The sequence below is a fragment of the Niallia alba genome (genome assembly GCF_012933555.1).
Classification (GTDB): Bacteria; Bacillota; Bacilli; order Bacillales; family Cytobacillaceae; genus Niallia; species Niallia alba.
In genome coordinates this window covers 3,892,253-3,916,840 of record NZ_JABBPK010000001.1, presented here as the reverse complement: position 1 = coordinate 3,916,840, position 24,588 = coordinate 3,892,253, and the positions used below count along the sequence as shown (strand labels likewise).

The following is a 24,588-nucleotide window of genomic DNA, read 5'->3' as shown; positions in this document are numbered from 1 at the left end:
GCTTGTATCACCTTCTTAGAAGCTGAATACACAGTTATATTCTTTATACCGTAACCCCATAACCTCCTCTCACTTTGGGTATAGCCGTTCGTTTGGCTATACCTCTTTTTTTATTTACGTTTAAAATTGCTTAAAACAATTATCTTTTGTAAAATAGGTATAAACCACTATTTTTTGTGAAAAGTTATTTGGATTTATGAATCTTTTATCACGATATAAATATTTATAAATAAAAAAGTGGGATGGTAATAAGAATGATAGGGTATAAAGAACTATAAAAGGTCAGGAAGGAATATTTTTATGAAGAAATATAGAATTTTTCGTAGTTTAAGAACAAAAATGATTGTCATCATATTTTTTGCTACATTATTTAGCACAATGATCTCCTTTAAGCTTCATGAAATGATAAGAGAATTTGGGATGATTCCTCCAGAATTCAGTATTTTTGTAAATACTATCATTAATCTAGTTTTTGTAACTGTTATTGTTGCTTTATTTACGCAACGAATTATCATCTCTCCACTAAAAAAATTATTGCATTCTACAAAGAAGATTACAGAAGGCGAATTAGATATCGAAATTAACAAGACTTCCAATGATGAAATTGGCCAATTAACAGATGAATTTATTTTGATGAAAGAATTTATTAGAAACTTAGTTCAGAAAGTAAATGAAACATCGGAACACATAAATACTTCTGCTGAAAAGCTAACTGCCAATACAGTGGAAACAAGCTATGTATCGGAGCAAATTTCTTCCGCTATTCAAAGTGTTGCAGCTGGTTCTGAAGAACAAACAAAAGGAATGGAATTTATAGTTGATGCAGTAGCTGTTGTTAATGACGAAATTAAAGATATTACGAAGAATACAGAAGAAATGGTGAAAAGTACAAATAATACTGTTTTGAAAGCAAAAGAAGGACAAGCAGTTGTGGATAACACTGTAACTCAAATGAGCTTAATCCAAAATTCAGTGAAAGAGTCTAATAACTCCATCGTATTATTACAGGAGCGTTCCCAAGAAATTGGTCAGTTCTTAAATGTTATAACGGAAATTGCTGATCAGACAAATCTATTGGCATTAAATGCGGCCATTGAGGCAGCAAGAGCTGGTGAGGCGGGCAAAGGTTTTGCGGTAGTAGCAGAAGAAGTAAGGAAGTTGGCTGAGCAATCCAATGAGTCTGCTAAGCAAATTGCTGTATTAGTAAATGAAATTCAAAAAGATACTCTTTCTTCCGTTAAAACGATGAAAAGAGTAACAGAAGAAGTAAAAGATGGGATTAATATCACCAATGATACAAAAGAAAAGTTTACGATTATTTCTGAATCTATGTTAACAATGAGTGACCAAATGAAAAATATTCTAGAGGCTGCCAATAAGATTTCGACAAATATAGTCGAGGTCGCAGGATCTGTAGATCAAGTTACTGGTATTGCGAAGGAAAACAGTCAAAATTCCATGAACGTATCAGAAGCTTCCCAAGAACAATTAGCTGCGATTGAAGAAATAACTTCCTCCACGAAATCTTTAGCTAAAATTGCTGATGATTTAGTGGAATTAACAAAAACAATTCATGTAAATGAAAGTGCCTAGAAAAGAAAAAGTTTAAATAAAAGGCTGTTTTCTAAAGGATTGTTATTTTTCAATCGAAAAAAAGAACTAGTTGGAATAATGGATCAGCCGGAATACACGTAGACGCCACGGGGATTAGCGAGACAGTCTGAGACACCCCGGAGGCAAAGCTGAGGAGGCTTAAGCTTAGCCCTACGGAAAGCGAAGTGCATTCCGGCTGCGGGGAATCGCAACAAACTTTACGAAAACAGCCAAATAAAAAAGAATGATTAAAAGAGACAGTTAATATCTCCCAGAAACATTTTCTGGAGATAAACTCTTTTGATCATTCTCTTTTTTTGGGGGAGAATAAAAATGAATCGTTTTATTCCCGTATTAATGGACAGTAAGACTCAACCATGAGATTATGAGAATTCGAGGAAGATAGGTAGGAGATAAACTGTAAGTAAAGGTCCGAATGGTTCAACTAACCATCAGTAGGGGATGAAGGAAAAGTCCCACTGATGGAAGTTTCATTTTATGACAATTTAAACAGTTTTCATTCAATTTGGTTAAAGTTAGGAATCAAAATAATTAATTTTACGAAAATGATTGTCGAAAGTTGTTATTTTATGCAAATACAAATATAATGAAGAATTGTAAATATGTGAATTATGTTATTCATTTAGTGTAAATACAAATGGAAAAAATTGATATTTTTAGAGTGAAAAATAATAGCCTACTGTTAAAAGTTTTACTGAACAAGGAGCAATGACAATATGTCCCCAAAAAATTCATCGAAAATAGATTATACACTTGTTCTAATATTAATGCTTTTATGTTTAACAAGTCTTATTGCTATATATGGAGCAAATTCATCTTATGTGTTAAAGCAAGTTTTGTTTTATGGAGTTGGTATAGGAATTATCATTGGAGTGATTCGTTTAGATTCGGATCAGTTAAAAAAACTGACTTGGTATTTATATGCATTTGGTCTTGTCTTATTAATATTACTTATTTTGGCACCAGAAAGTATTGCCCGAGAAATTAATGGTGCAAAAAGCTGGTTTACATTACCTGGTTTTTCCCTGCAGCCATCTGAATTTGTTAAAGTGTTTTTAGTACTAGCGCTCTCCCGATTAATTGTGGATCATCAAGAAAAATATATCGTAAAGACGATAGAAAGTGACTTTTTTCTTTTATTCAAAATTGGATGTGTAACAGCACTTCCGTTATTTCTAGTAATGCTGCAACCTGACTTAGGAACATCCTTAGTATTTCTCGCTATTATGCTAGGAATGGTTTTTATCTCTGGTATCTCTTGGAAGATATTAATGCCTATTTTCTCAAGCTTTGCTGTTATTGCTACAGCAGTTCTTTATCTTGTCATTTGGCATCCTGATTGGATTACAGCGTACTTTGGCGTAAAGGAATATCAAATGGGAAGAATCTATTCTTGGTTGGATCCATATACGTATCAAAGCACAACAGGCTATCATTTAACACAATCCTTACTGGCAATCGGATCTGGACAAACGACAGGGAAGGGAATTGGTACTAGTGAAGTAGTGCTTCCAGAGAATCATACGGACTTTATTTTCAGCGTAGTTGGAGAAGAGTTTGGGTTTATAGGTGCTAGCATTATTATCAGTTTGTTTTTTCTGCTTATTTACCATATTACAAAAGTAGCATTAGAAACAAAAAATTCATTTTATACTTGTATGAGTGTTGGAATCATTAGTATGCTTTGCTTTCATGTTTTCCAAAATATTGGGATGACAGTAGGTATTCTGCCGATTACAGGAATTCCACTCCCTTTCATCAGCTACGGTGGTAGTTCTTTAATGGGGAATATGCTATCAATGGGATTGATTTTTTCGATTAGATATCATTATAAAAAGTATATGTTTTCAAGCGATGAATAATCGTTTTAACTTTTACGACAAAAAGAGGCTGACAGGGAGCAGCCTCTTTTCGTTTATTCTTTCTCGATTCTTAAAATGAGGGGGTAAGAAAAGGAAAGAATATCAATATGGGAAGTTAATGATATTGATAATCATTATCATTAAGTGTAATCTTATAATAAAACAATTTATTATCGTTGTCAACGCAAATAGTAAGGAGGAAAATAAAAAATGAATGAAAAATTTATGGCGGAATTTGATTCTTTGTTAAGTAATTATACGGAATTACTACTTGGAGAGGAGGATGACGAGTTAAAAGAAAAAGTGCAAGTATGGATGCTCTATACTTTTATGTCGAAAAATATGCCAGGCTTAGTGAAGCATTGGAATGCTAAATTCCCAGATGGCAAACAAACGATTATTCAAATTATTATTGAAATAAAAAAAATGAACGAGATGAGCAAACAAAATCGAGAGTGAAAACATATGCTATAAGGAGAACTGGACAAAGCGTAAAAAAATCATACCACCTGTACGATGTCGTTTGGGTGGTATGATGGAAATAGGGTTACTGGATATTCGTATTTCCGTATGGGAATTGGTTGCTATATCCTTTAAATTGCTGATAAGACTGCTGAAGCTTTTGTTGCTCAGCAGCTTCAAGCTTATACCAACCTTTTTGAAACATTAAATCATACAATTCTCTTTGCATATTTTGTGTTTCTGTAAAAATCGCTAATAAATCTTGATATAGTGGTTCATTACTAGCTTCATTTAAGGCTGTTGAATAAGAGTCAGTCATATATTTTTCTGTTGAAAGCAGATCATTAGTATAATCGCGGTCATTCATTTGTGGCGTTTTTGGAACTTGTGCCTCAGGATTTTGAATTGGTTGTTGGTTCATTTTATTTGTCCTCCCTCACAAGGTTATTATTTAAAAAGTCTATTGCTAATTCATATCCTTCCACTATGTAGAAGGTGCCCATTCTGCAAAAGGCAATGTCAACAAAGAGGTTTGGCATTCTCTTTAGCAGAATGAGCATGATAAATTAACAATCACAAATTTTTTGTAAATACTTATTGTGGTTGTTGTGACACTGGCTGACTGTTAGCATTTAGGTGATTAAGTATTCTTTCATAATGGTGCTGATGCATTTGTCCACATTTTTCAAGCTGTGCTTTTATTGCCGGGTCTTGGGCATTTTGGGCAAAAAAATGTGCTTTTTTCATTGCTAGTAAATTCCAAGAAAGCATATCTGTTAAGTAAAGGGAATCTTTGACTGTTACCATAATAGGTGGTTTCATCATCATTCCATTTGGTTGAGTCATATTATTTGGTTGTTGTTGCATTAAGTTCGACCTCCTAAAAATCTATTGCTTTTTATATTGATTATTTTGACTATTAACTTTTCCACCACCATCATTTTCAACGGTTGGACCAGCATTTCCTTTAACACTTGCTGCACTAACTCCTGCTTTAGAAGGGTTCTTTTTAAGACGAGCCATCTTTCTATTCACCTCCCTTTTCTTATTCCATACTAGCATTTCCTATTTTTCTTATTTAATGAGTGCTCAGCTTGGAGAAATAAATGAATATATTGTTTGTTATAGCTGTTTATGTACAGACTTGTTAAAAGTCATATGTACGTATGAAAAATCAATGAGTCAATAAATAGTCATTTAAACTTAGAAAATTCCATTTAATCTAATTTTCAAGGAGGATGTAAGGTGAAAGAGATAAAATCTGCTGCGGTTATTGGTTCTGGAGTAATGGGTGCAGCGATTGCAGCACAGTTTCTTAATGCTGGGATAGCGACGATTCTTTTGGATATTGTGCCAAATCAGCTAACAGAAGAAGAAAAAGAAAAGGGGTTAACAATAGAGGATAAGGTGGTAAGAAATCGATTTGTTCAGCGGGCCGTCGAAAGAATGAAAACAGATTTGCCAAGTCCACTCACCTCCGTCCATAATTTATCAAAATTAACGATAGGAAATCTAGAAGATGATTTCGCTTTATTACAGGATGTAGATTGGATAGTGGAAGCAATTATTGAAGATATTAGCATAAAAAAAGAGCTCTTTAAAAAGATAGATCAACTTAGAAAAAAAGGCTCTATCGTAAGTAGTAATACTTCCGGTATATCAATAAATAAAATGAAAGAAAATCTTTCTCCTGATTTCCAAGCACATTTTTTAGGTACACACTTTTTTAATCCGCCTCGGTATATTACATTACTTGAAATAATTCCTACAAAAGAAACAGCCCCGATTGTTGTCAAAACCATAAGTGAATTTGCGGAAGAAACGTTAGGAAAAGTGGTAGTAAAAGCAAGTGATACCCCTAATTTTATTGCTAATCGTATTGGTTCCTATGCTTTTTTAAATATTGTTAACGAAATGATAAAAGCTGACTTAACGATTGAGGAAGTAGATCAATTAACTGGTCCACTTATTGGCCGGCCTAAAAGTGCTACTTTCCATACTTTAGATATGGTAGGGCTAGACACATTTTATCAGGTAATCCAAAACATGAAAGGAAAAATGAAGAATCCAGAAGAAATAGAGACATTTAAACCCCCAGCATTGTTAGATGAAATGATTAAGAAGAAAATGCTCGGTAGAAAGACGAAAAAGGGATTTTATCAAAAAACGAAAGAAGGACTAAAAGTATTAGATTACCATACAATGACATACAAAGAGCTAACTCGAATGAAAGAGAAAGCAGAAGGTAAATCACTGACTTTGTTTTTGCAAGAACCAAATAAAAAAGGACAATTTCTTTGGAAAGGAATTGCACCATTTTTACTTTATTCTGCAAAAATGGTCGGAGAAATCACCGACTCTATTTTTGAAATAGATCAAGCTGTTCAGTCTGGATTCAATTGGAAAAATGGACCGTTTCGCTTATGGGATGAATTATCTTTAAAAGATACAGTGAAGCGGATGGAAGAAGAGTCAATGGATATTCCTAAATGGATTAAAGAAATGATGAATGCTGGTTTTGAGCAATTTTATAAAGAAGTGAATGGTGTCATTCATTATTATCATCAAGGGGAATATTTGCCTATTCCCAAAAGTGTAGACCAAATAGATATTCAAGAAAGTAAAAAGCGAAGAGGCGTACTTCTTTCTAATAATGGAGCAAGTTTAATCGATATAGGGGATGGCGTATTATTACTTGAATTACACAGTTCAAATATGAGCATTGGTATGGATATCCTTTCGATGATTGAAAAATCGATAGAAAAAGTAGAGTCAGAAGCATATAAAGGGCTCATTATCGGCAGCGAAAAAAAGAACTTTAGTCTTGGAGCTAATTTAGCTTTAATGCTATTAGAAGCCCAAAATGGAGATATTGTAGAACTACAAATAGCCGTCCGCCGTTTTCAACAAGCGATGAAGCGCATAAAATATTGCCAAAAGCCAATTGTAGCTGTCCCATATCAAAGAACTTTGGGGGGAGGAGCAGAAATTTGTCTAGCGGCAAGCAAAGTGCAAGCATCGCTAGAAACTTATATTGGTCTTGTAGAAACAGGGGTAGGACTTATCCCAGGTGGGGGAGGTACAACGGAATTATATTGTAATAAGATTAAGCAATACCAAAACCCGTCACAAGAAGAAATATTACAGCTTACCGCAGAGATCTTTCAGACGGTATTAACTGCGAAGGTTGCTACCTCTGCTGCTCATGCAAAGGAACTGGGATTCTTAACTAATAAAGATGGGATAACAAATAATGTCCGATTTTTATTAAGAGATGCTAAAAAGGCGGTTTTGCAATTAGCTAATGAGCAGTATCAACCACAGCAAAAAGAAAAGATAGTAGTTGCAGGAACAGTTGGTTATGAATTTTTAATGAAAGAAATTAAAAAGCTAGGAAAACTTGGTTTTATCTCCGAATATGATGCATTTATTGCGAGTAATCTTGCAACCGTCCTTACAGGAGGCAAGGTAGAATGTGGCACATTGGTGGAGGAGGACTATTTATTAGATTTAGAAAGAGAAGCGTTTATTCGATTAATTCAGGAACAGGAGACACAAAAAAGAATGCTACATCTATTGCAGACAGGGAAGCCATTATTGGCTAGAAAAAAGATTTAACCATTTCTTTAAATGAAGATGAAGTGGATATAGAAAGGAAGGAAAAAAATAATATGCAAAAGGGTGGAAGTTTTTTAACAGAACAAGTCACCGAAGAAGCTATTTTCACACCAGAAGATTTTACGGAAGAGCATCAGATGATTGCAGAAATGACGAGTGAGTTTGTTCAGAAAAGAGTATTACCACATTTGGCCGAAATGGAAAATCATCAATTTACTATTACGAAACAATTGATGGAAGAGGCAGGAGAACTAGGATTATTAAGTTCAGATATTCCAGAAATATATGGTGGTTTGGGCTTAGATAAAATCAGTACTGCTGTTATCTCTGAGATGATGTCTGTTGCAGGTGGCTTCTCTGTCACTCATGGAGCTCATATAGGAATTGGTTCATTACCGATTGTTTTATTCGGAAATAAAGCACAAAAGGAAAAGTATTTACCAGATTTAGCTACAGGTAAAAAAATAGCATCCTACGCACTAACAGAACCTACTGTTGGATCAGATGCACTTAGTGTAAAAACAACAGCAGTTTTAAATAAAGAGGGTACACATTATTTATTGACTGGTGAAAAGCAGTGGATTACGAATTCAGGAATTGCGGATATCTTTGTCGTATATGCAAAAGTAAATCAACACCATTTTACTGCCTTTATCGTTGAAAAAGCCTTTTCTGGGGTTTCAGTAGGAAAAGAAGAAAATAAATTAGGAATTAAGAGTTCGTCAACTTGCGCTGTCCGTTTTGATCAAGTAGAAGTACCTGTGGAAAATGTGTTAGGAGAAGTAGGAAGAGGTCATTTAATTGCATTAAATATTTTAAATATTGGACGCTATAAGCTTGGCCTTGGAGCAATTGGTGCAAGTAAGGAAGCACTTAAAAAGACTATTGCATATACAGATAAACGAATACAATTCTCCACTCCGATATCCCGTTTTCCCCTTACACTTGAAAAGTATGCGACAATGGCTTCCTATATTTATGCAGCAGAAAGTACTGTTTATCGAACAGCTGGATTGCTTTCAGAAGCAATGGATGGATTAGCAGACGATGTAGAAATGAAAAAGATGGCGAAAATTATAAATGAATATGTAATAGAATGCAGTTTGAACAAAATCTTTGCTTCAGAAGTATTAGATATGGTTGTAGATGAATGTGTTCAACTCCATGGAGGCAATGGTTTTATGGAAGATTACGATATTGTGAGAATGTATCGTGATTCAAGAATCAATCGTATTTTTGAAGGGACAAATGAAATAAATCGATTATTGATTCCTCCTACCTTGGCCAAAAAGAGTTTGAAAGGTGAGCTTCCATTATTCGCACTTGCAGCAATGACGGAAAAAGAAATGATTTCCTTTCTTCCAGAAGATCCAGATGAAATGCCATTATCACAAGAAAAAATGCTTTTGTCGAATTCGAAAAAAATTAGTTATCTCCTATTTGGGATGATGCTAAAGAAATATAAGGATAAATTGGAAGAACAGCAAGAGATTATGGTGAATCTAGCAAATATTATCAATGCTATTTTTGCGATGGACTCCTGTATTTTAAGAACAGAGAAGTCAATGGAAAAAAGTAAAAAAGAAGAAAAGCAAAAAATGTTGTACACGGAAATCTATTGTCAGGAAGCTTTTCAACAAGTTATCACAGAAGCAACAGATACTTTAGCATATATGCTTAGTGGCGATGAATTAAGATTAGCCCTTTCCGTATTGAAGAAATATACTAGATATACACCAAAGGCCCTTATTGCCAGTAAGAGAGAGGCTGCAACAAGTTTGTTGAAGGCTGGAGAATATTACGTATAGTATTTTATGATAAGGTTCTTCGCAATAGTAGAAACTACTGTGCGAAGGACTATTCGTAGAATGGAAATCTAGTTGACTGTTAACTGCCATAAAAAGCCGCAGCTATTGAAGTTTCACTTTATATAAAATTGTGATAATATTTAGTGGAATGATTTAAAATACATAGATTATGGGTGATGGAATGAAAGTTACTTTTTATTGGTATCCAAAATGCTCAACCTGTCGAAAGGCGAAAAAGTGGCTCGATGAAAATCATGTGTCATATGAAGAAGTACATATTGTAGATAATCCTCCTTCCCGTGCATTATTAGAGGATTTGTATAAAAACAGCGGTCTTGAATTAAAGAAGTTTTTCAATACCTCTGGCCAGAAATACAGAGATCTAGGATTAAAGGACAAAATAAACGAAGCTTCAGAAGGTGAATTGCTAGATTTGCTTGCTTCTGATGGCATGCTAATTAAACGCCCTTTAACAACAGATGGAAATAAAGTAACATTAGGGTTTAAAGAAGAAGTGTTTGAAGAAAGTTGGGGATAAGAATCCTGCTTTTTTTAATAGTGACTCTGTTTAACAGAGTAATATGATAAATACGGAGGGGTTATAATGGCAGTACCAAAGGATTTACGATATTCAAAAGAGCATGAATGGGTTAAAGTTGAGGGAGAAAACGCACGTGTAGGAATTACATATTTTGCGCAATCTGAATTAGGCGATATCGTATTTGTTGAACTACCAGAAGTAGGCGATGAAGTAACGGCAAATGAGCCTTTCGGAAGTGTAGAATCTGTTAAAACAGTTTCTGAATTATATGCTCCTATCAGTGGAAAAGTAGTAGAAGTGAACGAAGAACTTAGCGACAATCCAGAGTATGTTAACGAATCTCCTTATGAAAAAGCATGGATGGTTGTTATCGAACCAAGCGATAAAGCGGACATTGAGGCACTTATGTCATCAGAACAATACGAAGAAATGACGAACGAAGGTTAATTGACTATTAAAGACATCGGTAATTTGCCGATGTCTTTTTCTTGAGAGAATTTCTAGTTAAAGGGTAAAAATAGTGGACTTAATGAGGTTTTACAATGGCCAATTATATCGTTCTTTTTCAAACCTCATACCATAAAATCTACTTCTTTCTTTTCTTGTTTGAAATATGTTAAAGTAAATGAAATAACTCCTTTAGGTGATCAAAATGAAAAAAGTAATCATTGTTGAAGGCAAATCAGATAAAAGAAAAGTAGAAAAGATTGTGCGTGAACCAGTTGATATCATTTGCACTAATGGAACAATAGGTGTATCGAAACTGGATGAATTGCTAGAAGAGTTAATGGATAAAGATGTGTATATTTTAGTGGATGCAGACAAGTCTGGAGATAAGTTAAGGAAGCAGTTTAAAAGAGAACTTCCAGAAGCAGAATTTCTTTATATAGATCGAAAATATAAAGAAGTGGCCGCCTCACCAGAACATCATTTAGCAACACTCTTATTGCAGGCAAATATCGAAATTGAAGCCAAATATTTAGATATAAGGATGAATGGTTTATGATAGAATGGAAGCCCGATCAGTGGGAGAAACAAATAAAAGATGCATCAACTGCCTTTTTTTATTTATATACTCCTCTTTGCGGAACATGCATGGTTGCTTCTAAGATGCTAACGGTATTACATACAATGAAGCCAGATTTAAACTTAGGAAAAATGGATTTGAATTATGCTCCAGATTTAGCAACAAAGTTTGAAGTTGAAAGTGTTCCTTGTCTATTGATTATCGAAAATGGGGAGTTAAAGGAAAAAGTATATCGCTTTGAATCGGTTCCTCATTTACTGGAAGTGATTAATAAATACACGAGGTAGAAAGACCCTTTTCCGTGGATGAAAGGGTCTTTCTTTTATTTGCGATTATAATACAAAGTATTTTAATCAGTGAAAGCCAATTTGCCTTGAATGGGAGAGAAGAAGGGAACAGAGAAGCCTGATCAGAGCCCGTTTACTCACAAGAGAAGGGAAGAAGGGAACAGAGAAGCCCGATCAGAGCCCGTTTACTCACAAGAGAAGAGAAGAAGGGAATAGAGAAGCCCGATCAAAGCCCGTTTACTCACAAGAGAAGAGAAGAAGGGAACAGAGAAGCCCGATCAGAGCCCGTTTACTCACAAGAGAAGGGAAGAAGGGAACAGAGAAGCCCGATCAAAGCCCTTTTGCTCACAAGAGGAGCAATAAGGTAATAGATCGGCTCTTCTCAAAATGCTACCCTTTGAAATCCCCGACTACCAATATTGATTCCAAAACAGATTTTCCAAAAGATTGTCCTTAACAAAAAAGGTTTTTTTCTATTCTTGCAAGAATAAGTAATATAAGATTGTTCGGCAGAAAGTAGGAGATGCTTTTGCAGGAGTGGATGAAAAGTTTTGTAGATAAGTTGAATCGTAAAGAGTCTTTAAAACCATTATTTCGAAACACTTCGCTTTCATTAGCGATATCATGCCAAAATGATGTCTATATAATGGAGTTAAGGGACAATCGTTTTTCATGGAGAAGGATGACAGATGAAAATCCAGATGTATGGTTAACGGGAGAAAGAGATAGTATAATGAAGGTTTCGACGGGTGAGATTCTTCTTAGAAAAGCGAAAAAAAGTGAATTGATTCAACTAGAAGGTTCTTTAAGAAAAATTCTTTTACTGGAATCTTTGTTTTTCTTAAGTAATTCACAGCCTGTAAATCGAACCGGTTAAAGATGGAAATCTAAACTGAAAATAAGAGTTGATGCTCACCTGGAAGCTCATTTTCGCACAGAAAATGAAGTATATTTCAGGTTGTTTTTTTAGGGGAATCTTTATCAGCTTCATCACTAAATCCAACTGTGCTTCCCTGATTAATTATGTTAGAAAACCTTACGTAATAAATTGAAAATTCAGAAAAAATATTATATTAAAAAATGTATTGACACTAATATCGGGAAATGGTAAATTACATCTATCATATTAACGAATTTAAAATTTCATATAGATAAAGAACTCTTATCAAGAGAGGTGGAGGGATGTGCCCTATGAAACCCGGCAACCGTCAGTATACTGAAACGGTGCCAATTCACACAAAGCGTTTAGCTTTGATAGATGAGAGAAAGGGATATTATTAATAAAAAAACCTTTCTGCTCATCTTGCAGAAAGGTTTTTTTATTATTTGGAATGATATGATGTGTTTTGTTAAAAACTATTTTAATATAGTGATCGATAGAGTAATTTTAAATAGAAGTAGGTGAACACATTGATTAATGTCAACTCAGTAAAAAAAATATACTCCTCTAGAAGTGGGAAGGTCACTGCAGTTGATCATGTGGATTTAAATATCCATTCAGGAGAGATATTTGGAATAATAGGATATAGTGGTGCAGGTAAAAGTACATTAATCAGAATGCTGAACGGATTGGAGATTCCTACTGAAGGAAGTGTTTCGGTTGCAGGTCACGAAGTTTCCAAAATAAAGGGAAGCAAGCTTCGTAAGGCGAGACAAGAAATCAGTATGATTTTTCAACATTTTAATCTGTTATGGTCAAGAACGGTAAAAGAAAATATAGCTTTTCCTTTAGAAATAGCAGGAGTAAAAAAAACAGCAAGAGACAAGAAAGTATTGGAGTTAATCAAGTTAGTTGGATTGGAAGGACGAGAGGACGCTTATCCTTCTCAATTAAGCGGTGGGCAAAAGCAGCGAGTTGGTATCGCAAGAGCACTTGCTAGTGATCCGAAAGTACTTCTTTGTGATGAAGCAACATCTGCATTGGATCCACAAACAACAGATGCAATCTTAGATTTGTTAGTAGACATTAATAAACGTCTTGGTCTTACTATCGTTCTTATCACTCATGAAATGCATGTTATTCGAAAGATTTGTCATCGAGTAGCCGTGATGGAAGATGGGAAAGTAGTAGAAACGGGGCCAGTGATTGATGTCTTTAAACAGCCGAAGAAAGAAATCACGAAACGTTTTGTTCAACAAGTAATTGAACCAGAAGATGCGAAGGATACAATCGAACATTTAATAGCACAATATAAAACAGGAAGCATCGTCATGTTAGGATTTGTTGGCGAAAGTGCTGAACAGCCTGTTATTACTAATCTTATTCGCGCTTTTTCGGTTTCTGTGAATATCATTCAAGGTAAAATTTCTCCGACTCAAAATGGCTCATATGGAACATTATATATCCATCTGGATGGAGAGCAAGAGGAAATAGATAAAGCAATTCAATACCTGCATGCACAAGAAATTAGTGTGGAGGTGATTGAAGGATGATGGAAAGCTTATTACCAAATGTAAATTGGGAAATCATGTGGAATGCCACTAAAGAGACCCTATTTATGACTGGATTCTCGATTATTTTTACCTTTATACTCGGAATTATTCTCGGAATTACGTTGTTTTTAACGGATAAAGGAAATATGTGGAATAATGTCTTTTTTAATAGAATCATCAGTGCAATCGTAAATATTTTCCGGTCTATTCCTTTTATTATTTTATTAGTTTTATTAATTCCATTAACGACCTTGCTAATTGGGACAATGATTGGACCAAAAGCTGCTTTACCTTCTCTAATAATTGGAGCTGCTCCATTTTATGCAAGGCTTGTGGAAATAGGACTTCGAGAAGTGGATAAAGGTGTTATTGAAGCAGCAAAGTCAATGGGTGCAAAACCAATTACTGTTATCTTTAAAGTTTTATTACCAGAATCCATGCCTGCTCTTGTGTCTGGGATTACTGTTACGACAATTGCATTAGTAGGATCTACTGCAATGGCTGGAATTATTGGTGCAGGAGGGCTTGGGAATCTAGCCTACTTACAAGGATTCCAAAGAGGTAATGGTGATGTGACACTTGTTTCAACTGTTATTATATTAATCATTGTTTTTATCATCCAATTTATTGGTGATTTTATAACAAACAAAATAGATAAAAGATAAGGAGAATAACACATGAAAAAATTATGGTCTTTACTTATTGCGTTAACATTTGTATTTGTTCTTGCTGCATGCGGAAGCTCTAACGATGATAGCAAGGAAAGTGGTGCTTCTAACACAGACAAAGAAACAACTAAATTAGTAGTAGGTGCTTCCAATGTACCACATGCAGAAATTTTAGAAAAAGCGAAGCCGATTCTTGAAGAAAAAGGAATTGATTTAGAAATCGTTCCTTTCCAAGATTATGTATTACCAAATAAAGCTTTAGAATCAAAAGAAATCGATGCAAACTATTTTCAACATATTCCATATTTGAACCAACAAATTAAAGAGAATGGTTATGAGTTTGTAAATGCTGGTGGAATTCATATTGAGCCAATGGCTGTTTTCTCTAAGGAATATAAAAGTTTAGATGAGCTTCCAGATGGAGCAACTATTATTCTAAGTAACTCTGTTGCCGAGCATGGTCGTGTGCTTTCTCTTTTAGAAAAAGGTGGATTAATTAAACTTAAAGATGGAATCGACAAAGTAAATGCAACAATAGAAGACATTGTTGAAAATCCAAAAAATGTTCAATTAAAAGCAGATTATGAGCCAGCTTTACTTCCACAAATTTTTAATAATAATGAAGGGGACGCTGTTGTTATCAATGCAAACTATGCATTAGATGCAGGTCTAAACCCTGTGGAAGATTCCATTGAAATTGAAGGAAGCGAATCTCCATATGCGAATATTATTACGGTTCGTAAGGGAGACGAAAATAGAGAAGATATCAAAACTTTAGTAGAAGTATTACATTCAAAAGAAATTCAAGATTTCATTAATACGGAATATAAAGGTGCAGTTGTACCAGTTAATGAATAATGATTAAAAAGATGTTCCTATAAAAGACCAAAACACAAAGTGTATATCCAATTGAGAATTAAGTCAGTTCTATCAATAATGGATATAGCATGTGTGCAGGTCTTTATAGGGGCATTTTTTTTATTTTGAAAAAGATTATTGGGAACATATGTTTCTTTACATAGGAATGAGTTTTCAGGATTACTTTTCCGATAAGTACTAGGGCTAAATTTAAAGGGTGTATAAATACTAAAACGAAGCTGTTGATAGAAAGAATTTAACGGAGTTTATTAAATAAATCTAAGGCAAATCATTTATGCAAGTATATTGTTTTATTTATAATAAGGGAAGAAGTTGTTTCATTTTTAAAGAATACATATTTTTTTGAAAGTGAATCAGGGGATTTATTTGTTTTAGGTGAATTTTCCTTATGTAACAGGAATCAATAGGTTGCTATCAGATTTTATTTGTTATAAGATTAGAATGATAATAAATTGATAATGAAGTTTCGACAATTTTGTGAACAAAACTTCTTTTTACTATGGAGGTATATAATATGAGTCAACCTAAATTAGTCATTAATGATTTACATGTTTCAATCGAAGAAAAAGAAATTATTAAAGGTCTTAACTTAGAAATAAAGGGTGGAGAAATTCACGCAATCATGGGACCAAACGGAACTGGTAAATCTACTTTATCTTCTGCAATCATGGGTCACCCAAAATATGAAGTAACTAGCGGTGATGTAAGTCTTGATGATGAAGATGTATTAGAAATGGAAGTAGATGAGCGCGCTCGTGCAGGTTTATTTTTAGCAATGCAATATCCAAGTGAAATTAGCGGTGTAACAAATGCTGACTTTTTACGTTCAGCTTTAAACAGCCGTTTAGGTGAAGGTAATGAAATTTCATTAATGAAGTTTATCCGTAAAATGGATGAAAACATGGAATACTTAGAAATGGATCCTGATATGGCTCAACGTTATTTAAACGAAGGTTTCTCTGGTGGGGAGAAAAAACGTAATGAAATCCTTCAATTAATGATGTTAAATCCAAAAATTGCTATTTTAGATGAAATCGATTCTGGTTTGGACATCGATGCATTGAAAGTTGTTTCAAAAGGAATCAACAAAATGCGTGAAGAGCGTAAAGAAGATTTCGGTTGCTTAATTATTACTCACTACCAACGTTTATTAAATTACATCACTCCTGACTACGTTCACGTAATGATGCAAGGTCGTGTTGTTAAATCTGGCGGTCCAGAACTTGCTCAACGCTTAGAAGCAGAAGGATATGATTGGATTAAAAAAGAGCTAGGTATTGAAGACGAAACTGTTGAACAAGAAGCGTAATCGTTAGGAGGATTGACCAATGACAACGGATATTAAATTACCATTTGACCAAGAGTATCTTTCCTCTTTTTCGAAAGATATGAGTGAACCTTCTTGGCTAACGGAGCTGCGTGTAAATGCTTTACAACAAGCAGATGCCCTCCCAATGCCAAGACCGGACAAAACAAATATTAAAAACTGGAACTTTACACAATTTGAAAAACACATTGTAAGCAGTGAGGATTTTTCTGATGTAAATGATTTGCCAGAACAAGTGAAAGCACTTATTGATTTAGAAAAAAATAAAACACTTTATATTCAAAGAAACAATCGTCCAACTTTCTTAGCTGTTTCTAATGAGTTAAAAGAAAATGGCGTAATTTTTACTGATATATTTACAGCTGCAAGAGAATATAGTGACTTATTGCAAAAATACTTTATGAAAGATGCTGTTAAGGTAGATGAGCATAAATTAACTGCATTACATGCAGCGCTTCTAAATGGCGGAGTATTCTTGTATGTTCCTAAAAATGTAGTAGTGGAAGAACCAATTCAATCTATTTTCTTACATGATGATAAAGAAGCGAACCTTTTTAATCACGTTATTGTAGTGGCAGAAGATAATAGCTCTGTTGTTTATGTAGAAAACTATATATCTACTGTTGATCCTGAAGAAGCAGTGTTCAATATTGTAACGGAAGTAATTGCAAATGCAAATGCAAAAGTTCAATATGGTGCTGTAGATAATTTAGCGCATGGCGTTACAACTTATGTAAATCGTCGAGGTATTGCAGGTCGTGATGCAAAAATTGAATGGGCATTAGGCTTCATGAATGATGGTAATACGATTTCTGATAATACAACTTACTTGATGGGCGATGGATCTTTTGGTGATACAAAATCAGTAGTAGTTGGTCGCGGTGATCAAAAGCAAAATTTCACAACTAAAGTTGTACATTATGGTAAAAGTTCTGAAGGCTATATCTTAAAACACGGTGTAATGAAAGATAAAGCTTCTTCTATCTTTAATGGTATTGGAAAAATTGAACATGGTGCAACGAAAGCTAATGCTGAACAAGAATCTCGTGTTCTTATGTTAAGTGAAAAAGCTAGAGGCGATGCCAACCCAATTCTTTTAATTGACGAAGATGATGTAACTGCAGGTCATGCTGCATCTGTTGGTAGAGTAGATCCTTTACAATTGTATTACTTAATGAGCCGTGGTATTCCACAACATGAAGCAGAAAGATTAGTTATTCACGGATTCTTAGCGCCAGTTGTAGAACAATTGCCAATTGAAGGCGTGAAAAAGCAATTAGTTGAGGTAATTGAAAGGAAAGTAAGATAATGGATAGCAAACATATTCGCTCTTATTTTCCAATTTTAAACCAAGAAGTCAACGGACATCCATTGGTTTATCTTGATAGTGCAGCTACCTCTCAAAAGCCTGTTCAGGTAATTGAAACGATAGAGAAATACTATCGAGAATATAATTCCAATGTTCATCGTGGCGTTCACACCTTAGGAACTAGAGCAACAGATGCATACGAAGGAGCAAGGGAGAAGGTAAGAAAGTTTATCTCTGCTTCTTCTATAGAGGAAATTATCTTCACTCGTGGAACTACAACTGCGCTGAATACAGTTGCTCAAAGTTATGCGATGGAAAATGTGAAAGAGGGAGATGAAATAGTCATCACCCCGATGGAACATCATAGTAATATTATTCCTTGGCAGCAAGTTGCCAAAAAAACGGGAGCAACACTTAAGTATTTGCCCCTTCAAGCAGATGGCACAATTGCCATTGCAGATGTAGAAAAAACAATCACACCAGCTACTAAGGTAGTATCCATTGCTTATGTTTCCAATGTACTCGGAGTTATCAATCCAATAAAGGAAATTGCAGCTATCGCTCATAAGAATGGAGCTGTACTCGTCGTAGATGCAGCACAAGGAGCTCCACATGTGAAAATAGATGTGCAAGATTTGGATTGTGATTTCCTCGGATTCTCAGCCCATAAAATGTGTGGGCCAACCGGAATTGGGGTACTTTATGGAAAGAAACATCTTTTAGAAAATATGGAGCCAATTGAATTTGGCGGTGAAATGATTGATTTTGTTGGTTTATATGAATCTACTTGGAAAGAACTTCCTTGGAAATTTGAAGCTGGTACACCGATCATTGCAGGAGCAATTGGTTTAGGTGCAGCAATCGATTTTCTAGAAGAGATTGGGTTAGAGAATATAACAGAACATGAGCATAAATTAGCAGCCTATGCGATCGAGAAAATGTCTTCTATAAACGGTTTAACTATTTATGGTCCACAAAGTGCAAATAATCGGGCTGGCGTTATCACGTTTAATATTGAAGATGTTCATCCGCATGATGTTGCAACAGTGTTGGATGCAGAAGGAATTGCTGTACGTGCAGGACACCACTGTGCACAACCATTAATGAAATGGCTAAATGTTTCTGCAACCGCTAGAGCAAGTTTTTATCTATATAATTCGGAAGAAGATATTGATAAGCTTGTGGAAGGGATTGGCAAAACAAAGGAGTATTTTAGCGATGTCTTTTAATAACTTAGATTCACTTTATAGAAGTGTTATCATGGATCATTATAAAAATCCTCGGAACAAAGGTGTTCTTGAAGGTAGCTTGACCGTCAATATGAATAATCCAACATGTGGGGACCGCATTCTTCTTACGATGAAAGTAGAAGATGGGATTGTCACGGATACAAAATTCGATGGAGAAGGATGCTCCATTAGCATGTCTTCTGCATCGATGATGACGCAAGCAATTAAAGGAAAAACAGTCGAGCAAGCGTTAAAAATGTCTGAAACATTCTCTGAAATGATTCAAGGGAAAGACTACGCTGAGGATATTGACTTAGGGGATATTGAAGCACTTCAAGGTGTTAGTAAATTCCCTGCAAGAATTAAATGTGCAACATTAGCTTGGAAGGCTATGGAAAAAGGGGTAAACGAAGGATTGAATTCGTAACTTACCACCAAGGTTGCATGTAGAATGGAGGAAAATGAAATGGCAAAAAAGATGCCCGATATTGGGGATTATAAATATGGATTTTCAGATAAAGACGTTTCTATCTTTCGTTCTAAACGTGGATTAACGAAAGAAATCGTTGAAGAGATTTCAAAAATGAAGGCTGAACCACAATGGATGTTAGACTTCCGCTTGAAATCATTAGAGCATTTTTACAAAATGCCAATGCCACAATGGGGTGGAGACCTGTCCGCTTTAAACTTTGATGAAATTACGTATTATGTAAAGCCGTCAGAGAAAACAGAGCGTTCTTGGGATGAGGTACCAGATGAAATTAAACAAACATTTGATAAACTTGGTATTCCAGAGGCTGAACAAAAATACTTAGCAGGTGTATCTGCTCAGTATGAATCCGAAGTTGTTTACCATAATATGCAGGAAGATCTAGAGAAAATGGGAATTGTTTTCAAAGATACGGATTCTGCATTAAGAGAGAATGAAGATATTTTCCGTGAGCATTGGGCAACAGTTATCCCGCCTACGGATAATAAGTTTGCTGCATTAAACTCAGCTGTATGGTCTGGTGGATCTTTCATCTATGTTCCAAAAGGAATTAAAGTAGATACGCCATTACAGGCATATTTCCGCATTAACTCAGAAAATATGGGGCAATTTGAAAGAACGTTAATCATCGTGGATGAGGGTGCAAGTGTTCATTATGTAGAAGGATGTACTGCACCAGTATATACAACGAACTCTCTTCATAGTGCGGTTGTAGAAATCATTATCAAAAAGGACGCATATTGCCGTTATACTACGATTCAAAACTGGGCAAACAACGTATACAACCTAGTTACAAAGCGCGCTGTTTGTGATGCGAATGCTACAATGGAATGGATCGATGGAAATATTGGTTCTAAATTAACGATGAAATATCCTGCTGTAATCTTAAGAGGTGAAGGTGCAAGAGGGATGACTTTATCGATCGCACTTGCTGGTAAAGGTCAACACCAAGATGCGGGAGCAAAAATGCTTCATTTAGCTCCAAACACATCTTCTACGATTGTTTCTAAGTCTATTTCGAAACAAGGCGGAAAAGTAACATACCGTGGTATTGTTCATTTTGGACGTAAAGCAGATGGTGCTCGTTCCAATATCGAATGTGACACATTAATTATGGATAACAAGTCTACATCTGATACAATCCCATACAATGAAATTTTAAATGACAATATTTCATTAGAGCACGAAGCAAAAGTTTCGAAAGTATCAGAAGAGCAGTTATTCTACTTAATGAGTAGAGGTATTTCGGAAGAAGAAGCAACTGAAATGATCGTAATGGGCTTTATCGAGCCATTTACAAAAGAATTACCAATGGAATATGCAGTAGAAATGAACCGTTTGATTAAGTTCGAAATGGAAGGTTCTATTGGTTAATATTTTTAGTGAAGAAGGTGGACTTTTGAAGTTCGCCTTCTTCTTTTTTATAAAAGGATACTTCCTAAATTATTGATGTGATAGTTGTGACTTATCTAAAAGTTTTTAATGTTGATAGAAGCATTTCGAAGTCTTCTGTCATGAAGAATAATATGGTTACATTTTTGTAAAAGTAAAGTTTCATTTCAATCTTTAGCATAGAAAAATTTCAAATAAAATGTAATTGCTTTCAGTAATTTTGTGTGCTATATTAGCCTCAGTACTTATTAAATATCTTTAATAAGTTTTATTTTAGACACTTATTAAATATCTTTAATAAGTTGAATAGAAAGGGTGGTGAATGATGTGGATACAACTCCAAAGTCGATGAAATTTATCATTCCGCAAAATATTCGACAATTCCTTTTATCTAATGGAAGTGCTACGAAAGTGGAGCTCAGTAGTAAATTAGGAATTAGTTTCCCAACGATTAGTAAATTTATATCGCAGATGGAAAAGGATGGAGAACTGCTATCAGCTGGTCTAGACGATTCAAGTGGCGGTAGAAGGGCGAAGCGATATACATATAACCAAGAGTATATGTTAGGGCTAGCTATTTTTTTAGAAAGAACAGTGACGAATTATATTGTGTTTAACTGTCTAGGGGAAATCAAAGATGCTGGAAAAACTTCTAGTGCGTTAAAGGATGACAATGTAAAGTTGCTGACCGAGTATGTGGAAGCGTTAAAAAATAAACATCCAAGAATACGGTCTATTTCGATTGGTGTACCTGGTTCAGTCGATAATGGACGAATTATCTATATACCTGAATATGAACATCTCCAGAATTTCGACTTGAAGGGATACTTAGAAAATCACTTTTCTATTCCTGTTGTATTAGAAAATGATATGAATGCAGCGGTGTTAGGATATCACGCTCGTAAGGAGAATAAGAAAAATAAATCGCTTATCTATCTATATTCAGGTCAAAATGGACCAGGGGCTGGGATTCTTATCAATGGAGATGTAGTGAGAGGCAGCTCTTATTTTTCAGGGGAGGTTTCATTTGTCCCTCAATATGATGATCGGAATTTTGGAGAGGCTATTGAAAATGAAATTGGAAAAAAGAAAATCTTTACGAAAGAAGCTGAAATAGATGCAATAAGCAGACTTGTAGCTTCATTTGTAGCAATTATTAATCCACATACGATTATCTTCTGTGATGATGAAGTCAACCAAATAACAATAAATCAAATAAAAAAACAAAGCTCTAATTATATTCCAGCAGAACATCTCCCCGAATTTATAATGAGTGATTGGGAACAAGATTATCTGTACGGATTACAAAGTCTTGGGCTCGATTTAATGATTGCTGAAATATAGTAAGACAAAATAATATCTTTAGAAAAGTAAGGCGGGGGTTATCTATGGCAACATTCTTTTTAGTAATCATTTATTTGGCTTTTATCAGTTTAGGTTTACCGGATTCATTATTGGGTGTGTCATGGTCTTTGATGCAATTAGATTTTAAGGCGCCACTTGAAACTGCAGGAGTGCTGTTTATGACAATTGCTGGTGGAACGATTATTTCCAGTTTTATCAGTGGAGCAGTACTTAAAAAATTTGGAACTGGCATGGTTACGTTTATCAGCTGTTTAATGACAGCTGGAGCACTTTTTGGGTTTTATATGGCACCTTCTATCATATGGTTGTTTCTATTTGCTATCCCCCTTGGATTGGGAGCTGGAGCAGTTGATACGGGATTAAATAATTATGTTGCCACACACTATAAAGCACATCATATGAGTTGGCTTCATTGCTTTTGGGGTGTTGGCGCCACTATGGGTCCGATAATTATGGCCCAATTTATTTCAACGCAGAATTCCTGGAGAAGTGGTTATCTTGCTATTGCTGGTATGCAATTTGCGTTAGTGGTTATTTTATTTTTCGCATTGCCTCTATGGAGAAAGGTTGGAGAGAACAGCAAGATTAATGAAAAGAATGAGCAAGAAAATCCCGAAAATTCATTGGATGAGACAGAATTTGATAATAAAAAGGCATGGGAAATTAGCGGAATTAAGCTAGCTTTGCTATCTTTCTTATTTTATTGTGGGGCAGAAGCAACAGTGGGGCTCTGGGGAAGCAGTTACCTGGTTAATATAAAAAATATATCTATCGACGTAGCGGCAAAATGGGTTTCTATGTATTACGCTGGAATTACAATCGGTAGATTTATCACTGGCTTTATTACTTTGAAAATGAGTAATCGCAAGCTTATACGATTGGGACAAATAATTGCGTTAGTTGGGGCCGTACTTCTGTTACTGCCATTTCCATCTAGTTGGTCATTGGTAGGGTTTATTATGGTCGGCTTAGGATTAGCGCCGATATTTCCATGCATGTTGCATGAAACACCTGCAAGATTTGGGAAGAAACATTCTCAAACAATAATGGGATACCAGATGGCTGTTGCTTATACTGGTAGTACATTTTTACCCCCTCTCCTTGGTTTTATTGCTGCCCACTCGACAATAGGAATTTTTCCATTTATGATTGCAGGCTTTATTACCATGATGTTATGGGGCACTGAAAAATTAAATGCTGTATTAAATAAAAAGGATTATAAAAAGGCGAAAAAAGGTAACTCTACAGCCGTTTAACCATTTAAAGGAGCGAGAAGAGATGAAAATAGAACATATAGCCATTTGGGTCCATGATTTAGAGGAAATGAAAAAATTTTATACGACATACTTTGATGGGATTGCAAACGCAAAATATCACAATACAGAAAAGAAATTTGAGTCATATTTTATTTCATACATAGGGGGAGCTCGCATAGAACTTATGCGCAAATCAGGTATAGATAAGCCGGATGTTAATGGTAGGGTTGGCTTGGCTCATATTGCTTTTTCTGTAGGAAGTAAGGAAGCTGTAAATCAGCTGACTGAACGCTTACAAAAGGATGGGTATCTCCTAGTTAATGGTCCAAGAATTACAGGGGATGGCTACTATGAAAGCGTAATAGAAGATCCAGAAGGAAATCTTTTAGAATTGACTGTGTAAAGAAGGTAAATTAAAGAAAAAGGGGATGAAACGAATGAAATCTGAAAAAGAAAAGATGGTAAATGGAGACCTTTATAACCCTGCAGATCCAGAACTAGTACAGGGAAGAATGAATGCTAGAAAACAAACGAGAATATTTAATGAATCACTCGAAACGGATGAAGGCAAAAGGACAGTATTATTAAAACAATTATTTGGTTCTACTGGAAATAATTTATTCATAGAACCTACTTTTCGTTGCGACTATGGTTATAACATCCATGTAGGAGAAAATTTCTTTGTTAATTTTGATTGCGTATTTTTAGATGTTTGTAAGATTAGAATTGGTGATAATTGCTTCATCGCTCCAGGGGTACATATTTATACAGCTACACACCCATTAAATGCGCAAGAAAGGATAGCGGGAGTCGAATACGGAAAGCCAGTGAATATCGGCGATAATGTCTGGATTGGCGGAAGATCTGTTATCAATCCTGGAGTAAACATAGGAAATAATGTTGTTATCGCTTCCGGTTCTGTTGTAACAAAGGATGTACCAGATAATGTCGTTGTAGGTGGGAATCCAGCAAGAATTCTTAAACGAATCGAAGAATAAATACTAGCTTAGGAGGAATTCCG

Annotated in this window: 25 protein-coding genes and 1 riboswitch; of the genes, 22 read left to right on the top strand and 3 right to left on the bottom strand. The window is 35.1% G+C overall.

The window, feature by feature from the left end; translation table 11 throughout:
- The first annotated feature begins 300 nt into the window (after positions 1 to 300).
- From HHU08_RS18820 to HHU08_RS18810, 3 genes are all read left to right on the top strand, one after another.
- On the top strand, positions 301 to 1,593 hold the full coding sequence (locus tag HHU08_RS18820) for a methyl-accepting chemotaxis protein (RefSeq protein WP_101729230.1): 1,293 nt from the start codon (positions 301 to 303) through the stop codon (positions 1,591 to 1,593).
- Positions 1,594 to 2,330: 737 nt separating this feature from the next.
- Entirely contained in the window at positions 2,331 to 3,476 is a 1,146-nt protein-coding gene (locus HHU08_RS18815; RefSeq protein ID WP_016202455.1) for an FtsW/RodA/SpoVE family cell cycle protein, read from the top strand.
- Positions 3,477 to 3,686: 210 nt separating this feature from the next.
- Complete coding sequence (locus HHU08_RS18810; RefSeq protein WP_169189034.1) at positions 3,687 to 3,935, top strand: DUF2573 family protein; 249 nt, start codon at positions 3,687 to 3,689, stop codon at positions 3,933 to 3,935.
- A gap of 88 nt (positions 3,936 to 4,023) precedes the next feature.
- On the opposite strand, the gene HHU08_RS18805 is transcribed toward HHU08_RS18810, so the two are convergent.
- The 3 genes from HHU08_RS18805 to HHU08_RS18795 form a co-directional block, all read right to left on the bottom strand.
- Complete coding sequence (locus HHU08_RS18805; RefSeq protein WP_016202453.1) at positions 4,024 to 4,359, bottom strand: spore coat protein; 336 nt, start codon at positions 4,357 to 4,359, stop codon at positions 4,024 to 4,026.
- Between the two features lie 173 nt (positions 4,360 to 4,532).
- Positions 4,533 to 4,805: a hypothetical protein gene (locus HHU08_RS18800; protein ID WP_101729229.1), complete on the bottom strand. Its 273-nt coding sequence runs from the start codon at positions 4,803 to 4,805 to the stop codon at positions 4,533 to 4,535.
- A 21-nt stretch (positions 4,806 to 4,826) separates the two neighbouring features.
- The gene (locus HHU08_RS18795; protein WP_016202451.1) at positions 4,827 to 4,961 is read right to left on the bottom strand and encodes a YuzL family protein; all 135 of its coding nucleotides are present in this window, start codon (positions 4,959 to 4,961) and stop codon (positions 4,827 to 4,829) included.
- 222 nt (positions 4,962 to 5,183) lie between these two features.
- Here HHU08_RS18795 and HHU08_RS18790 point away from each other — a divergent pair, with 222 nt between their 5' ends.
- From HHU08_RS18790 to HHU08_RS18700, 19 genes are all read left to right on the top strand, one after another.
- Positions 5,184 to 7,556: a 3-hydroxyacyl-CoA dehydrogenase/enoyl-CoA hydratase family protein gene (locus tag HHU08_RS18790; protein WP_169189033.1), complete on the top strand. Its 2,373-nt coding sequence runs from the start codon at positions 5,184 to 5,186 to the stop codon at positions 7,554 to 7,556.
- A gap of 53 nt (positions 7,557 to 7,609) precedes the next feature.
- Entirely contained in the window at positions 7,610 to 9,364 is a 1,755-nt protein-coding gene (locus tag HHU08_RS18785) for an acyl-CoA dehydrogenase family protein (protein WP_169189032.1), read from the top strand.
- A gap of 181 nt (positions 9,365 to 9,545) precedes the next feature.
- Positions 9,546 to 9,902, top strand: coding sequence for an arsenate reductase family protein (locus tag HHU08_RS18780; protein WP_016202448.1), 357 nt, complete (start codon positions 9,546 to 9,548; stop codon positions 9,900 to 9,902).
- Between the two features lie 66 nt (positions 9,903 to 9,968).
- Positions 9,969 to 10,352: a glycine cleavage system protein GcvH gene (gene gcvH, locus HHU08_RS18775; protein ID WP_016202447.1), complete on the top strand. Its 384-nt coding sequence runs from the start codon at positions 9,969 to 9,971 to the stop codon at positions 10,350 to 10,352.
- Between the two features lie 205 nt (positions 10,353 to 10,557).
- Complete coding sequence (locus HHU08_RS18770; protein WP_016202446.1) at positions 10,558 to 10,911, top strand: toprim domain-containing protein; 354 nt, start codon at positions 10,558 to 10,560, stop codon at positions 10,909 to 10,911.
- A complete protein-coding gene (locus HHU08_RS18765) occupies positions 10,908 to 11,219 on the top strand; it encodes a thioredoxin family protein (RefSeq protein ID WP_016202445.1) in 312 nt (103 codons plus the stop codon). Before HHU08_RS18770 ends, HHU08_RS18765 begins: the two co-directional genes overlap by 4 nt.
- Before the next feature lie 541 nt (positions 11,220 to 11,760).
- Positions 11,761 to 12,096, top strand: a complete 336-nt coding sequence (locus HHU08_RS18760) for an SCP2 sterol-binding domain-containing protein (RefSeq protein WP_145999652.1) — start codon at positions 11,761 to 11,763, stop codon at positions 12,094 to 12,096.
- A 282-nt stretch (positions 12,097 to 12,378) separates the two neighbouring features.
- Positions 12,379 to 12,484: riboswitch (SAM riboswitch) on the top strand.
- Positions 12,485 to 12,629: 145 nt separating this feature from the next.
- Complete coding sequence (locus tag HHU08_RS18755; RefSeq protein ID WP_016202443.1) at positions 12,630 to 13,652, top strand: methionine ABC transporter ATP-binding protein; 1,023 nt, start codon at positions 12,630 to 12,632, stop codon at positions 13,650 to 13,652.
- The gene (locus tag HHU08_RS18750) at positions 13,649 to 14,317 is read left to right on the top strand and encodes a methionine ABC transporter permease (protein ID WP_169189031.1); all 669 of its coding nucleotides are present in this window, start codon (positions 13,649 to 13,651) and stop codon (positions 14,315 to 14,317) included. Before HHU08_RS18755 ends, HHU08_RS18750 begins: the two co-directional genes overlap by 4 nt.
- A 12-nt stretch (positions 14,318 to 14,329) precedes the next feature.
- A complete protein-coding gene (locus HHU08_RS18745) occupies positions 14,330 to 15,178 on the top strand; it encodes a MetQ/NlpA family ABC transporter substrate-binding protein (RefSeq protein WP_016202441.1) in 849 nt (282 codons plus the stop codon).
- 535 nt (positions 15,179 to 15,713) lie between these two features.
- Positions 15,714 to 16,508, top strand: a complete 795-nt coding sequence (gene sufC, locus HHU08_RS18740) for a Fe-S cluster assembly ATPase SufC (RefSeq protein ID WP_016202440.1) — start codon at positions 15,714 to 15,716, stop codon at positions 16,506 to 16,508.
- A gap of 19 nt (positions 16,509 to 16,527) precedes the next feature.
- Positions 16,528 to 17,835 carry a Fe-S cluster assembly protein SufD gene (gene sufD, locus HHU08_RS18735; protein WP_016202439.1) on the top strand — a complete coding sequence of 436 codons (1,308 nt, stop codon included), beginning with the start codon at positions 16,528 to 16,530 and terminating at the stop codon, positions 17,833 to 17,835.
- Positions 17,835 to 19,064: a cysteine desulfurase gene (locus HHU08_RS18730; RefSeq protein ID WP_016202438.1), complete on the top strand. Its 1,230-nt coding sequence runs from the start codon at positions 17,835 to 17,837 to the stop codon at positions 19,062 to 19,064. The genes sufD and HHU08_RS18730 overlap by 1 nt, the downstream gene beginning before the upstream one ends.
- The gene (gene sufU, locus HHU08_RS18725) at positions 19,054 to 19,491 is read left to right on the top strand and encodes a Fe-S cluster assembly sulfur transfer protein SufU (protein WP_016202437.1); all 438 of its coding nucleotides are present in this window, start codon (positions 19,054 to 19,056) and stop codon (positions 19,489 to 19,491) included. Before HHU08_RS18730 ends, sufU begins: the two co-directional genes overlap by 11 nt.
- A 39-nt stretch (positions 19,492 to 19,530) precedes the next feature.
- Positions 19,531 to 20,928 carry a Fe-S cluster assembly protein SufB gene (gene sufB, locus HHU08_RS18720; protein WP_169189030.1) on the top strand — a complete coding sequence of 466 codons (1,398 nt, stop codon included), beginning with the start codon at positions 19,531 to 19,533 and terminating at the stop codon, positions 20,926 to 20,928.
- Positions 20,929 to 21,264: 336 nt separating this feature from the next.
- Positions 21,265 to 22,290, top strand: a complete 1,026-nt coding sequence (locus HHU08_RS18715; protein ID WP_328823040.1) for an ROK family transcriptional regulator — start codon at positions 21,265 to 21,267, stop codon at positions 22,288 to 22,290.
- A gap of 44 nt (positions 22,291 to 22,334) precedes the next feature.
- A complete protein-coding gene (locus HHU08_RS18710; protein WP_169189029.1) occupies positions 22,335 to 23,567 on the top strand; it encodes an MFS transporter in 1,233 nt (410 codons plus the stop codon).
- 22 nt (positions 23,568 to 23,589) lie between these two features.
- Positions 23,590 to 23,970 carry a VOC family protein gene (locus HHU08_RS18705; protein WP_101729224.1) on the top strand — a complete coding sequence of 127 codons (381 nt, stop codon included), beginning with the start codon at positions 23,590 to 23,592 and terminating at the stop codon, positions 23,968 to 23,970.
- A gap of 34 nt (positions 23,971 to 24,004) precedes the next feature.
- Positions 24,005 to 24,565, top strand: a complete 561-nt coding sequence (locus tag HHU08_RS18700) for a sugar O-acetyltransferase (RefSeq protein ID WP_169189712.1) — start codon at positions 24,005 to 24,007, stop codon at positions 24,563 to 24,565.
- Positions 24,566 to 24,588: the final 23 nt, after the last annotated feature.